Here is a 12,372-nt window from a genome sequence, read left to right on the forward strand (position 1 = left end):
CGGAATGGGCGATCAAATCGAATTCCTGGAGCTGGTGGAACGAGCCGAGCAGCAGCGCCTGGCACGTCGCCGCTTCGTCCGGCTTTGCGGTGGTGTAGCCGCCATGACGGGCGGGTTGTCGCTATCGTCTGCCTGCGGCGAAGATGACGGGGACGGTGCCACCCCGCCGCCGTCGCCAACACCCAACCCGACGACCGGCGTCAGCGAAGTGGACATCCTGAACTTCGCGTTGCAGCTCGAGTATCTCGAAGGCGCTTATTACGCGTATGCCGTGTCAGGACGGGGCATCGACTCCAACCTGTTGACCGGCACCGGCACACAGGGCCCGGTGGTCACTGGCAGCGGTCCTGGAGCGGCACGTGGTGTCGACTTCACCGATCAGGTGGTAAGGGAATACGCTCGCGAGATCGCTGCGGATGAGGTCGGGCACATCTCCTACCTGCGGCAGACGCTCGGCTCATCGACAGTGGCACAGCCGACGATCAATCTATCCGGCAGCGCCAGCGTCGATGTCGGAGGGACGACCGCCGTCGGCGCCTTCACTGCTGCTGCACGTGCTGCAGGCGTCATCGGCGCAAACGACATCTTCGATCCGTTCGCAAACGACGAGAACTTCCTCATTGGTGCGTACCTGCTGACCGATGTGGGCGTGACGGCCTACCGTGGTTCCGCCCGGCTAATCACCAACAAGTCCTACCTCGAGGCAACGGCGGGCATCATGGCCACCGAATGTTATCATGACGGTGTGATCCGCGCGGAGCTGTGGCGGCGTGGCTTGACCATGCCCAGCATCTACACGCGCATTTCCCGGATCTCGGACGCCCGCGACGGCTTGGATGGTCCGGGCGAAACCGATCAGGACATCGGCACGGCATCGGCCGCTAATCTGGTGCCTACCGATGCAAATGGCTGGGTGCTGGGGCGCACCGCGCCGCAAGTGCTCAATATTATCTATCAGAGCCGCGCGGCGGTAACGAGCGGCGGCTTCTTCCCACAGGGCGTAAATGGGACAATTCGGCAGAGCGCTGCCAACGCTTAGTGGCGAAGCATAACAGGTCAGCGTCGCGATTGCGCCGATGAAACCGGTGGCCGTAGTTCAACCGCCGATATCCGGCGTTTCAGCAATGTACGACCGCAGACGCTCTAAGGCCACCCTTTGCACGATTTCACCGTCAAGCTGTGACGCTTGTCTGTCCGGCTAACGTATCAGCTGCCGGCCGCGGTCGGAAAGGCTGCGGCACGTGATCGACCAGCGTGTTGCGACCATTTCGGCAATGCTGTGCTCCCAGTCGTACCGAGCCTCCCCTTGAAGATGATAGCCACCGCGCGGCGTCAGCGGAATGACGAGGCGTTCAAATCGCTCTCCAACCCGCCGTGAAGTGCTGACCGACGCGCAGCAGCTTGCCCTTCGTCGTGAGTTCCTGGCTGAGCTTCAGCGGAACCTTCGTGCCAACCCTCAGAACGTTGTAGGCGGTGGCTGGTGCCAAGGTGGCGATCTGTGCAGGCGCGGGAACTGCGACTTGCCCGTGAGCGGCGGCGGCAGCGCAAAGCTCCCACGCGAGCGCGCTGGTTCGCACGATCATGAAATGCTCCCCCCCCATCGATTCGGCGCCCCCGCACCTGCCATTGCGAGGAAGTGATTGAGTTTGTTGGGTCTCGTCAAGTCGTCCGTTGACCTTCACCGGCACTCGCCCATTCGATAGCGGCGCCGGTAACAATCCCGTTGTGCAGCAACCACGAGTGTAAGCGCCTCACCAATCGGACGGGATCCAGTTGAATTCGTTGAGCGCCGATGCGCCAGTACGTCGCTTGCACAGCCGGTCGAGGGCCGAGACGACCAGGCAGCTGAGCGTGATGCCGAGCAGAAACGCACCGGCGAAGATCCAGCCGTCGGGCTCCTCGGCCGGTTGACCCGCAATATCGAGGACGATCACGATCGTGCCGAATAATGTGGCAACGCCCATTGCCAGCTCGACGAGGAAGAACAGGATGAGCCCGCAGCCGTTGACCGGCTTGGCCCGCGCCAGCCGTTCGCGTTGCAGTTGCTCCTCGCGCGCATGTGCGGCGAGGGCGCGGGCACGTTGCGCGGCATCGAGCCGGCGATAGCTGCGGCGGCGACGGAGGATGCCGAACCCGCCGACGAGGATCGCGAAGACCCCGACGACGCTACGATCGGCGATCGTCCCGGCCGAACCGGTAAGCCACCACAAGATCGCGATGACGATCGCAGCGAGCGCGGCGCCGTAGCCGAAGCTTTTCTCGAAATCGGGATCGCGCGGCGGCTGGACGGCGGGGCGCCCGCGCAAGGCGCGCGCCGGTGCGCGCGTGGCATGTTCGTGCGAGATCAGTAGCAGGATCGCGGCGAGCGCGGCGACGACCCCTGTCGATCCCGCCACCGCGAGACGCCCGGCATCGGCGAGCAACCGCGATGCAACGAGCCACGCGGCGGCGGCGCACATGGCGAAGGCGAGCAGATGATATAGGAACGCGTAGGTGCCGGCGCGGACGAAGCCGTCGCGTTCGTCCACGGTCACGTGGATCGCGGGGCCGGTGCCGTCTTCGCGATAGAAATAGCCATCATCGGTGCGCTCGAATTGCGGCGCGACGCCGGCTGCAATGGCGATCGGCCTGATGCGTTGGCGGCGGGGTAGCGCGGTGCCGGGCATGTCATTCCCTTCGCTGCTTGGACGTGATCAAGATTGGCCGCGATAAGCGGCGAGGCTTTCGCGAACGCGGGCGAGCGCCACCATTTCGGCATCGTGCTGGCCCATCGCTGCCCACGATCCAGTGATCGCGAAACTGCAATGGCCGTGGACGGTCGCGACGAGCGACCGCGCGAAAGTGCCGAGCGCGGCATCGACCGGGCGGTGGAGCGCGGTGGCGATCTCGCCTGCCACAATGTGCATCAGTCGACCGCGCATCGCATGTTCGGCCTCGGTGATCGTCTCGGAAGCTGGTCGGTGATCGTAGATCGCCGACCAGCGCCGTGGATGATCACGCGCGAAGCGGAAATACGCCTCGACGAGGGCCGCGATGCGATCTTCGTCGGCGGTGGCGAGGCTGCGTTCGAGCTCATCGGCCCAGGCGCCGAACGCGCGAGTATTGATCGCGGTGACGAGCCGATCGACGCTGCCAAACACATTATGGATCGTTCCGATCGAATAGCCGATCCGCTTGGCCACCTCGCGCGCCGAGAAATTGGCAAAGCCAACCTCCGCCATCAGCGTTTCGCCGGCGGTAAGGATCAGTTCGCGCAATTCCTCGCGGCTGTGATCGGATCGTCTGCCCATGATGCCTGTCTGTCGAAAAGGAACCGGCGGCGCACGCCGATGGTGCGCCGCCGGTGAAAAGGATCAGCCGCGGCGGAAGAAGCGGCCGCCGCTGGGGGTGTTGTCACCCGAGGGGGTGAGCGCCTGGAGCTGCGTGACTAGCCCGCCGCCGGCGGTGCGGATCAGCGTGAACATCGGCGTGCCGAGCGGCGCGCGACCGGGATCGCTGGGGCGCAGCTTGAACATCTTGATGATCAGCTTCTCGCCTTCCGGGGTCGCGGTGCATTTGAATTGCTCGTAACGCTGATAGCCTTCGATCCGGACGGTGCAGCCGGTATCGCGAACCGCGGGCTGCAGGCTCAGGCGATAGGTGGTGAAGACTGCGACGCTGTCGGCGCGCGATTCGCCGCCGACCCGGCCAAGTGGTTCCTCCCAGACATAACTGCCATACCATGTGGGGAGCGGTGCGGCGCTTGCGGCGACGGGAAGCATCGCGGCGGTGGCGGTGAGGCCAAGGGCAACAGCGGACTTTAGGGTGTTGAACATCATTTCTCTCCTACTGGCGGGGGGTAGAACGTTTCGAAAGCGGTTCGGCTTCACCGTCGCCCGGCGAGCGACATGCGGCCGGTGAGCGGGGTGATCGCGTAATCGGTGCCACCGCGGGGCGAGGGCCACATCGCGATCTGGAAGCGCTGGCGCGCGCCACAGGCGTTGAGGCTCCATTGTTCGAAGTGGCCGCCACGCGCGACCGCGGGCATGCTCGGTTGCACCGGCGTGTAGCTGCGCGGCAGCACCGTCATATGGACTGAAAACACGAACGAGCAGCCGCCGGTCGCCTTGGAGAAGCTGGAGATATCGCGCAGGACATCGGCCGCGAGTTGCGGACTGGCGAGCGTCCGGCCGGTCGGGGTGAGCGTGTAGGCAGTGGCGGGCTGGCTGGCCATCGTGGCCATCGCGAGGATCGCACCGGCGATTACATGCTTGGGCTTCATGGTCTTACTCCTTGTCGCGTCCCCGATGATGGGGACCGTCACGGCGTTTCCCTGCCGCCCGATCAATTAAGCAGTGTTCAGTTTAACTGAAAATGAACAGCGTTCATTTAATTTCGGGTTGCCTGTCAAAGGCGTGGCGGTACGCTTATCTTATGAGCCAAACGGGATCTTCGCGCCGTAGGCGCGTGTTGCTGACCGGAGTGTCGGTGCTGGCGCTGGGGATCGCTGGGAGCGTGGCGTATGTCGCGCCGCTCGCGGCGGATCCGGTGGGAGCAAAGGATTGCGGGCTCGCCGTGCCATTGCCGCCGGGCGGACGCGGGCCGGGCGTATCGGGCGGGCCGCAGCGGATCCCCGCCCCGGCCTGGGCGCAGCGCGGCGGTGACGTCAACGATGCGAGCTGCCTCAGCCGCACGCCGGTGGCTGGCGTGGTGCGGCCGCGCTCGGAACGCGAGATCGCAGGTGCGCTGGCCTATGCGCGGGCGAACGGGCTGCCGTTGTCGGCGGCGGGGGTGAAGCATTCGATGGGCGGGCAGGCGTTCGCGCGAGGCGGCATGGTGCTTGACATGCGCGCGATGAACGCGGTGCGGCTCGACCGAGCAGCGCGCACAGTGACGGTAGGCGCGGGCGCAACGTGGCACGAGATCCAGCAGGCGATCCACCCCGAGTTCGCAGTGAAGGCGATGCAATCGACCGACATCTTCTCGGTCGGCGGATCGATCTCGGTCAACGCACACGGGATGGATCATCAGGCCGGCGCGGTGATGGCGTCGCTGCGCTCGATCCGGCTGATGCTCGCCGACGGCCAGGTGGTGACGGCGTCGCGCGACGAGAATGCCGAGCTGTTCCGGCATGTCGTGGGTGGGTACGGGCTGTTCGGGATCATCCTCAGCGCCACGCTCGATGTGGTGCCCAACGACATTTATCGCTCCGAACGGGCGCTGATCGATTATCGCGCCTTCCCCGACACCTTCGCGAAAATCGCCGCGGATCCCGCGATCGGGCTGTCCTACGTCCATCTGTCGACCGCGCCCAAATCGCTGCTGCAGGAGGCGCTGGTTTATACCTATCGCCGGATGCCCGAGGATCAGGGGCTGGCGCGCGCGCCGCTCGGCGACGTGGCGGCGACCAAGATCCGCCGGCTGACGGTCAATCTCGCCAAGAAGAACGATACGTTCAAGGCGCTGAAATGGTGGAGCGAAAAGGAACTCGAGCACCGGCTGGAGAGCTGCACCGTGACGCGCGCGCAAGCGATGGGCGACGGCGAGGCGTGTCTCGTCGCGCGCAACGATCCGATGCACGACAGCGTGGCGTATCTGTTCAACAACCTGCCCGGCGAGACCGACATTCTGCATGAGTATTTCGTGCCGCGCGACAAGATCGTGCCGTTCATCGACGGGATGCGGACGGTGTTCCGCGCGCAGCGTGCCAATCTCGTCAACGCCTCGATCCGCGCGGTAGGGACCGAGGACAATGCGCTGAGCTATGCCCCGCAGCCGGCGTTTTCGGTGGTGCTGTACCTGAACCAGCCGACGACCGAGGTAGGCAGCGCGGCGATGGCGAAGCTGACGAGTTCGCTGATCGATTTGTGCTCGGCGCAAGGCGGCCGGTTCTTCTTGCCCTACCAGCTACATTACACGCCGGCACAGCTGGCGCGCGCCTATCCCGAAATTGGCAATTTCTTTGCGGCGAAGCGCGCCTGGGATCCCGAAGGGCGCTTCACCAACAACTGGTATGCGAGCTACGCCCCTGCCTTCGCGATGCAGCCTGCAGCGATCCGCCCCTCGATCACCGCGGGCGCGCCGGCGGCGTAGAGCCGGCGCGCGAACCCGGCCTGCGGCGAGCGCGCAAGAACCGCGCCGCGCCGCGCCTCGACGATGCTGCCGCCCGCCGCCCGGATCGCGCGGACCGCGGCGCCGGTATCACCGAGCACCGCGACCTGCCGGCCCGGTGCGCCGACGAACGGCAGCGCGAGCATGATCAGCGCCCAAGCGGCGAGGATCAGCGCGACCTGGGCGCCGGCGCGGACGATGGCGCGCGGGGCGCGCGCATTAATAATCATAGACGTGTTCGAGCTGAGCGCCGCGCGCCCGAGCCGTGGCGATCCAGCGTGTCAGGTTGCCGACGGGCAGCGTCACGCCGTAGCGCCACCAGCCGGGGCGGTCGCCGAGCGGCATGGCAAGCGTCGCAGCGGGCGGGCGGAGCGCTTCGGGTGCGCGGATGGTCAGGAAGATCGTGTGGTTGCCCGCGATGTCGTCGATCGCGATGCCGCGCGCTCCGAGCTTCGTGATCAGATCGGTGAATTGCGCATAGCGCGGCGCCTCGACCAGCGTCGCGCCGCCGGGCAGCTGGCGCAGCGGCTTCAGCCGCGGATCGATCGTGCGGAGCGTCGCGGCGCGCGCACGCACCACCATCCGCAGCGTCAGCGCGTCCGGCGCAAGCGAGGCGCCTGTCGCGGCGCCGAGTGCCTTGGCGTAGATCGCCTTCACGCCATATTCGGCGCTGAGCGCGACGCGGCGTTCGGGGCGGCGCACCAGCGACCAATCACCCTGCGTCGCCCATAACCCCCCAAGCGCCTCGCCGAAGCCGAAGCGATACCACGGGATTTCGTGCATGAACCCGGCGTAGCGCTGCTGGATGCGCGCGGCGTAGCGGTCCTCGGGGCTCGCCCAGCCGCCGAGCGTTTCGGATATGCGGCCGACGATATTTTCCCAGGCCGCCTTGATCGCCATCTCCGCGGTGAAGCTGATCCCGATCGTGTAGATCATCAGCTTGGCCTCCCCGGTGCCGGGGCGTTCCGCCGCAATGCGGTTGATCGCGCAATAGCTGCGCCAAAAGCCCGCAACGTCAGCGCCATAGTCATACGCGCTCGGCGGTCGTCCAGCAGCGAGATGGCGGCCAAGGCTTTCCGCTGAATAGACGATATGCCATTCAGGGTAGGTCAGCCAGGTGCGCGCCTCGGGCCGACGCAGCGCGGACGGAACCACGCTGGCGACTGGGGCGGGGGGCGTCGCGGCGGCGCGGCAGCCGGTTTCGATCGCGGCGATCGGCAGGAGGATTGTCGTGGCGGCGATCCCACCCACGCCAAGCAATAGCCGCCAGCGACGCTTCATGCGAAGCCCGGCCGCGGGCGCGCGGCGAGCCGGTACCCAACCCAGATTGCCACGCCGCCGATCACAAGGTGTGGAAGATTGGCGAAAAAGCGGATCAACAGCGATAAATCCTGCGGCCCGTAGAGGAAGATCCCGCCGTCCAGATAGCCGCTTCCGGTGGTCAGTCCGAGTACGCCATCAAGGAAGTAGAGCGGCCCGAACAGCCGGAAATAGCTGCGTGCCGCGCTATACGACCAATAGGCCGCAACGCCAGCCCAGACCCCCGAGGCAAGATGCAGGCTATCGTCGTACAGATCGAGCTTGAACAGTCCGAACAGATTGCCGTCGGTATCCTCGAAGCCGGGCACATAGCCAATTGCTACGACCAGGATGAACAAGGCGAAATACCCCCAGCCGAATGCCCGTACCCGATCCATCTGCCTCTCCTGCCATGATGCCTCAACCTACGGAATTCTCGGGCGATAGGAAGATGTTGCAATCGAACCGGATGGGGAACGATCAGGCGCACTGGTGCGTCGTGCCACGACAGGAGAGCAAAATGGCATTCTGCACCGATTGTGGCACGCAACTTCCCGCCGGGGCGCGTTTCTGCCCAAGCTGCGGCGCGACCGCCGCCTCCGGCGACACGGTCGCCGCACCCGTGAACGAGACATCGCGACCGCCGCTGCCAGGCGATATCCCGCCTGAGGCGGTAACCACCCCTCCCTCAGGCACGTCTTGTGCGCCACCTGTCCAGTCAGCCGGCAGCGGCGGCAGTGGTCTCGCTTGGATCGTGCCGTTGTTGATCGTGATCGCCGCGCTGGCGATCGGCTACACGATGTTGGCGCCGGGCCGCGATGGCCCCCAATCGGCTACTCAGGTTGCCGGCGGTGAGAAAGGCGCTGAGGAGACCGATGCGAACCCGTTTGAGTCCAGGCCAGCCGACCAGCCTAGCACGACGCGCTCCGTCGATCGGGCCGCCGCGGACGCCGAGCGGCTCTCGAGCGGTAGCGCGACATCGGCGGCAGCGCTTGACTCCGCCTTTTTTCGCGACCCAGCAGGCGCCGCATCGATCTATCGCGGCCCAGTCCGCGTCTCCGGCGTGATTGCGTCAATGGTGCAGCCGGGGCCGACCCCGGCGCTATCAATGGAGGGGCGCACGCGGTTCAACTACATGATCGTGAACTTCCCGGTCGGCTATCGTGAACGGCTGGCGCCGCTGGCTAAGGGACAGTTCATTCAGGTGGCCTGCGAGGAAGTGCGGTCGCTAGCTGGCACAACGATCCTCGACGGCTGCGCGCTGAATTGATTCGTTCAGCGAGGCAGACAACGCTTCAGCCGAAACAACTCTCGACTACTTCGTCCGCGTGAAATGCGACGGGGACGCTGCTTGGGATATGGAAGATGCTCGAACTCCTTGGCTTTCCCATGGCTATTCAATTCAAGCCTGGCGAGCGGGCCGAATGGGTGTACCGCAAGGATCAGGTCGGCCCCGCGCTGCCTACAACACGAGAGGAGCGCGACCGCTACGTACGGCGATTTGGGTGGGTTATGGTCACCGGTCCGTTTTTATTTTTCATCGTTATTGCAGCGGGTGCTTGGATTTCTGAGAAGTTCTTCTCAGATGCGAGTAATGCACTACAGGTCGCGATAAGTACGATCGGCGCTGTGGCCGCGTTCGCTCTCAACTATTTCTATCTGCGTTACTACGGCCACGCTCCAGCACGTGATTTTCTTGGCAGAACGCCTGTCGCGCCGCCGCTGGCCATGCGGGTGGCTCACCGTCGTGTTCTGGAGCGAATGACTAACGCCCGACTAGTTCAGAGCGTTGCCATCTTAACGGGCATTTTGGGTCTTTCTGCATTTCAACCGCGCATATCTCCCGCGGATCGACCAATAGCGCTCGTGTTCTGCCTTGGCCTACCACCGCTTATTGGGTTCGGATTTTGGCTATGGCGACGTCACATCGCCAACAATTGATCTGGTCCTGTTAGACGAAATGCACCGGCTGGTAAGATGGGCTGGATAGGGTATTCGCATGCCCCACCCGTGCAAGCCTGCCAGCCCGTTGCGCTACTTCAACTCGAGGTGATCCGGCTGGTAGTGATGATGTACGTGCGTTTCCCGCTGTCGCTGCGAAACGTCCAGGACCTGCTGTTCGAGCGCGGGATCGATATCTGCCACAAGACGGTCCGGATGTGGTGGAACAAGTTCGGACCGATGTTTGCCGGCGACATACGCCGCCACCGGGTGTCGCGGATGCGAGTCTTCCGCGACTGGCGTTGGCACCTCGACGAGTTGTACGTGAAGCTCAACGGCGAGATGGTATACCTCTGGCGAGCGGTCGATCAGGAAGGCGAAGTCCTCAAGAGCTACATTACAAAAACGCGTGATAAGGAGGCAGCGCTCACCTTTATGAAGAAGGCGCTCAAGCGCCACGGATAGCCCGACGCGATCACGACGGATGGTCTGCGCTCCTACCGTGCGGCGATGAAGGAGCTTGGAAACACCGACAAGCAGGAGGTCGGACGTTGGGCCAACAACAGGGTTGAAAACAGCCATCTGTCGTTCCGACGACGAGAACGGGCGATGCTCCGGTTTAGGCAAATGAAGACGCTACAGAAGTTCGCTTCAGTTCGGCGCTGCAAAGGATCGCGGGCAAAGCTCAGCAGTTCCGCGGCGCCGTGCAGAGACATATTAGGAGAACTGGCGCGCTATCGCTTGACGTCGCGACTCGATCAGATCTGCTAAACCGATGCCTTCCAAGGAACCGCCTGTGCCATCTCCACGACCAGACGCAGGTTCCGGCCTTCCCGTTCAGCTTTCCGACATTGCTGCCATGATCGCGTGCGACCCTGCTGCCGCGGTGACCGAAGCCAGAGCTGCAATCCGCGACTTGCCGGACTTGGTACAAGCTTATCGCTTGCTTGCTTCGGCGTTGCGCGCCGTCGGCGATGTTTCCGACGCTGAGCAACAGGAGATGCGGGCGGTCGATGTCGCGCTTCGCAATCCAGCTGTCGTGCGCGCTCGACGTGAGTTTGCCTCCGGCCGGACCGAAACGGCGGCACAAGAGATCGGGTTCCATTTACGCACAGATCCCGAGAACCCCGGCGCACTGCACCTTCTCGGTCAAATCGCCGAACATTCTCATGCGCTGCGCGAGGCGGAGGGTCTGTTCCGTCGCGCAGTAGCGCTCGCCCCTATTTATTACGACGCGCGACTTAGCCTCGCCAGCCTGCTCAACAAGACCCGGCAGACCGACGAGGCTCTGAGCGCGATCGATGCAGTGCTGGCGCGCGAACCCGCCCATCTCAAGGCGCTGTCGCTTAAGGCCACGATGCTGGTTCAGCACCGCCGTGCCGAAGCCGCAGGCGCTGCGTTTTCTACGTTGCTGATTCACCATCCGCACGCTTGGCGAGGATGGATGAACCACGGCCACTTTCTGAAAGCATCCGGCCGCATCGACCAGGCGGTTGCCGCGTACCGTCGGGCGATCACGATTGCACCGGAACACGGCATCCTGTGGTGGGCGCTCGCGAACCTGAAGCCGGTGCCGCTCGACGCGGCGGACATCGTCAAGATCGACGCTGCGCTTGCAACGAGCAAAGACCCTGCCGATCGCGTGCATCTGCACTTCGCGCTCGGCAACGGATTGGATGCGCTTGGCGACCATGCCACCGCCATCGAACAGTTGCGCGCGGGAAACGCGCTCCGCCATTCGCTGGCGCCGCACGACGCTGATCGGTTCTCGGCTCTAATCCGAAAATCGGAGGATCTCTTCACAGCCAAGTTCCTAGAGGAACGCGCGCGGTTCGGCGCGCCAGCTGCCGATCCGATCTTCATCGTGGGTATGCCGCGGTCCGGCTCGACATTGATCGAACAAATTCTGGCAAGTCATCCCTCTGTCGAGGGTACTGAGGAGCTTCGTGATCTGAACGAAGCAGTCAAATCGATCATGGTCGGCCGTCGTGCCGACAGCTATCTTGACCTTCTGCCCTCGCTCTCCGCAGGATCGTGGCGTGCCGTTGGCGAGCGCTATCTTAACTCAACTGCGAGGTATCGCCGAACGGACCGGCCATTCTTTACTGATAAGATGCCGAGCAACTGGATTTATACCGGATTGATCCTTCTTGCCTTGCCGAACGCCCGGATCATCGATGTGCGACGTCATCCCATGGCGTGCGGGTTCGCCAACTTCGCACAGCATTACAATTGGGGAAACAGCTTCGCCTACGACCTGTGCGGGATCGGCAGTTTCTACTCCGATTATGTGCGGTTGATGACCCATTTCGATCGGATGGCGCCAGGCCGAGTACATCGCGTACACCACGAGGCGATAGTCAAGGACCTTGAAGGGGAAGTGCGGCGGCTGCTGGACTATCTCGCATTGCCGTTCGATGCAGCCTGTCTGCGGTTCTTTGAAACCGAACGTGCTGTGCATACTCCTAGTACCACGCAGGTCCGTCGCCCAATTGACGGTAGCGGTCTCCGCCGATGGGAGGCCTATAAGGATTGGCTCGGCCCGCTTGAGCAAGCTCTCGAGCCTTTGTTGCAATACTATCCAGCGACACCGCACGACGGGTAGATTTCGACCAAGGAGCGCTCGCCGCTCGCAACGCCGCCTTATGTCAGTCTGGCGCTGTCAGGTTAACGTGACACACCAGCACGGCGTGGAATACGAGCAGCCATGAGCCGACGATCGAGAGCCAAGCCGCCGAGCCCGTTCCGCCGCTTCAACTCCTCACCGGAGGTCCTCCGGCTGGTGGTGATGATGTGCGTGCGGTTTCCGCTTTCGCTGCGGAACGTGGAGGACCTACTGTTCGAGCGCGGGATCGACATAAGTCACGAGACGGTGCGGCACTGGTGGAACAGGTTCGGCCCGATGTTCGCCGGCGACATTCGCCGGCAGCGGGTGTCGCGGATGCGTGGCTTTCGGCAGTGGCGCTGGCACCTTGACGAGATGTGACCTGCTGCCCGTTTCCTGGACCGTTTTGAGCTGGAAAATTCCAGTTATGATCGGAG

The 12,372-nt window shown here is 63.9% G+C and carries 13 protein-coding genes and 2 pseudogenes; 7 read left to right on the forward strand and 8 right to left on the reverse strand.

Annotated features, from left to right (window positions below; genetic code table 11):
* Positions 1 to 4 precede the first annotated feature (4 nt).
* A complete protein-coding gene (locus LLW23_RS09040; protein WP_228944795.1) occupies positions 5 to 1,039 on the forward strand; it encodes a ferritin-like domain-containing protein in 1,035 nt (344 codons plus the stop codon).
* A gap of 313 nt (positions 1,040 to 1,352) precedes the next feature.
* On the opposite strand, the gene LLW23_RS09045 is transcribed toward LLW23_RS09040, so the two are convergent.
* From LLW23_RS09045 to LLW23_RS09065, 5 genes are all read right to left on the reverse strand, one after another.
* Positions 1,353 to 1,583 carry a hypothetical protein gene (locus LLW23_RS09045; RefSeq protein ID WP_228944797.1) on the reverse strand — a complete coding sequence of 77 codons (231 nt, stop codon included), beginning with the start codon at positions 1,581 to 1,583 and terminating at the stop codon, positions 1,353 to 1,355.
* Between the two features lie 168 nt (positions 1,584 to 1,751).
* Positions 1,752 to 2,666, reverse strand: a complete 915-nt coding sequence (locus LLW23_RS09050) for a hypothetical protein (RefSeq protein ID WP_228944799.1) — start codon at positions 2,664 to 2,666, stop codon at positions 1,752 to 1,754.
* A gap of 27 nt (positions 2,667 to 2,693) precedes the next feature.
* On the reverse strand, positions 2,694 to 3,290 hold the full coding sequence (locus tag LLW23_RS09055; RefSeq protein ID WP_228944801.1) for a TetR/AcrR family transcriptional regulator: 597 nt from the start codon (positions 3,288 to 3,290) through the stop codon (positions 2,694 to 2,696).
* A gap of 63 nt (positions 3,291 to 3,353) precedes the next feature.
* Complete coding sequence (locus LLW23_RS09060) at positions 3,354 to 3,818, reverse strand: DUF5991 domain-containing protein (protein ID WP_228944803.1); 465 nt, start codon at positions 3,816 to 3,818, stop codon at positions 3,354 to 3,356.
* Positions 3,819 to 3,865: 47 nt separating this feature from the next.
* Entirely contained in the window at positions 3,866 to 4,261 is a 396-nt protein-coding gene (locus LLW23_RS09065; RefSeq protein WP_228944805.1) for a hypothetical protein, read from the reverse strand.
* A 185-nt stretch (positions 4,262 to 4,446) separates the two neighbouring features.
* On the opposite strand from LLW23_RS09065, the gene LLW23_RS09070 reads away from it, so the two are divergent.
* Positions 4,447 to 6,072 (forward strand): FAD-binding oxidoreductase, encoded by a 1,626-nt coding sequence (locus tag LLW23_RS09070; RefSeq protein ID WP_228944806.1) that lies wholly within the window; start codon positions 4,447 to 4,449, stop codon positions 6,070 to 6,072.
* Here LLW23_RS09070 and LLW23_RS09075 read toward each other — a convergent pair.
* The 3 genes from LLW23_RS09075 to LLW23_RS09085 are packed head-to-tail and all read right to left on the reverse strand — an operon-like array spanning position 6,000 to position 7,787.
* The gene (locus LLW23_RS09075; protein ID WP_228944808.1) at positions 6,000 to 6,320 is read right to left on the reverse strand and encodes a hypothetical protein; all 321 of its coding nucleotides are present in this window, start codon (positions 6,318 to 6,320) and stop codon (positions 6,000 to 6,002) included. The two genes, LLW23_RS09070 and LLW23_RS09075, sit on opposite strands and share 73 nt — an antisense overlap.
* Complete coding sequence (locus tag LLW23_RS09080) at positions 6,310 to 7,371, reverse strand: hypothetical protein (RefSeq protein WP_228944810.1); 1,062 nt, start codon at positions 7,369 to 7,371, stop codon at positions 6,310 to 6,312. The genes LLW23_RS09075 and LLW23_RS09080 overlap by 11 nt, the downstream gene beginning before the upstream one ends.
* Positions 7,368 to 7,787 (reverse strand): DUF4383 domain-containing protein, encoded by a 420-nt coding sequence (locus LLW23_RS09085; RefSeq protein ID WP_228944816.1) that lies wholly within the window; start codon positions 7,785 to 7,787, stop codon positions 7,368 to 7,370. Before LLW23_RS09085 ends, LLW23_RS09080 begins: the two co-directional genes overlap by 4 nt.
* Before the next feature lie 122 nt (positions 7,788 to 7,909).
* Here LLW23_RS09085 and LLW23_RS09090 point away from each other — a divergent pair, with 122 nt between their 5' ends.
* From LLW23_RS09090 to LLW23_RS09110, 5 genes and pseudogenes are all read left to right on the forward strand, one after another.
* Positions 7,910 to 8,659: a zinc ribbon domain-containing protein gene (locus LLW23_RS09090; protein ID WP_228944818.1), complete on the forward strand. Its 750-nt coding sequence runs from the start codon at positions 7,910 to 7,912 to the stop codon at positions 8,657 to 8,659.
* Positions 8,660 to 8,754: 95 nt separating this feature from the next.
* On the forward strand, positions 8,755 to 9,330 hold the full coding sequence (locus LLW23_RS09095) for a hypothetical protein (protein ID WP_228944820.1): 576 nt from the start codon (positions 8,755 to 8,757) through the stop codon (positions 9,328 to 9,330).
* Positions 9,331 to 9,388: 58 nt separating this feature from the next.
* Positions 9,389 to 9,987 (forward strand): annotated as a pseudogene (locus LLW23_RS09100) (IS6 family transposase); the annotation flags it as partial.
* A gap of 202 nt (positions 9,988 to 10,189) precedes the next feature.
* The gene (locus tag LLW23_RS09105) at positions 10,190 to 11,935 is read left to right on the forward strand and encodes a tetratricopeptide repeat-containing sulfotransferase family protein (protein ID WP_228944821.1); all 1,746 of its coding nucleotides are present in this window, start codon (positions 10,190 to 10,192) and stop codon (positions 11,933 to 11,935) included.
* Positions 11,936 to 12,037: 102 nt separating this feature from the next.
* Positions 12,038 to 12,313 (forward strand): annotated as a pseudogene (locus LLW23_RS09110) (IS6 family transposase); the annotation flags it as partial.
* Positions 12,314 to 12,372: the final 59 nt, after the last annotated feature.

Source organism: Sphingomonas radiodurans (genome assembly GCF_020866845.1).
In the GTDB taxonomy this organism is placed as follows: Bacteria; Pseudomonadota; Alphaproteobacteria; order Sphingomonadales; family Sphingomonadaceae; genus Sphingomonas; species Sphingomonas radiodurans.

Bases quoted from the DNA above. Each gene is read 5' to 3' on its own strand.
- LLW23_RS09080 (WP_228944810.1), bottom strand. From the start codon at position 7,371: ATGAAGCGTCGCTGGCGGCTATTGCTTGGCGTGGGTGGGATCGCCGCC.
- LLW23_RS09095 (WP_228944820.1), top strand. From the start codon at position 8,755: ATGCTCGAACTCCTTGGCTTTCCCATGGCTATTCAATTCAAGCCTGGC.
- LLW23_RS09050 (WP_228944799.1), bottom strand. From the start codon at position 2,666: ATGCCCGGCACCGCGCTACCCCGCCGCCAACGCATCAGGCCGATCGCC.
- LLW23_RS09040 (WP_228944795.1), top strand. From the start codon at position 5: ATGGGCGATCAAATCGAATTCCTGGAGCTGGTGGAACGAGCCGAGCAG.
- LLW23_RS09065 (WP_228944805.1), bottom strand. From the start codon at position 4,261: ATGAAGCCCAAGCATGTAATCGCCGGTGCGATCCTCGCGATGGCCACG.
- LLW23_RS09105 (WP_228944821.1), top strand. From the start codon at position 10,190: ATGATCGCGTGCGACCCTGCTGCCGCGGTGACCGAAGCCAGAGCTGCA.
- LLW23_RS09090 (WP_228944818.1), top strand. From the start codon at position 7,910: ATGGCATTCTGCACCGATTGTGGCACGCAACTTCCCGCCGGGGCGCGT.
- LLW23_RS09045 (WP_228944797.1), bottom strand. From the start codon at position 1,583: ATGATCGTGCGAACCAGCGCGCTCGCGTGGGAGCTTTGCGCTGCCGCC.
- LLW23_RS09055 (WP_228944801.1), bottom strand. From the start codon at position 3,290: ATGGGCAGACGATCCGATCACAGCCGCGAGGAATTGCGCGAACTGATC.
- LLW23_RS09085 (WP_228944816.1), bottom strand. From the start codon at position 7,787: ATGGATCGGGTACGGGCATTCGGCTGGGGGTATTTCGCCTTGTTCATC.
- LLW23_RS09075 (WP_228944808.1), bottom strand. From the start codon at position 6,320: ATGATTATTAATGCGCGCGCCCCGCGCGCCATCGTCCGCGCCGGCGCC.
- LLW23_RS09060 (WP_228944803.1), bottom strand. From the start codon at position 3,818: ATGATGTTCAACACCCTAAAGTCCGCTGTTGCCCTTGGCCTCACCGCC.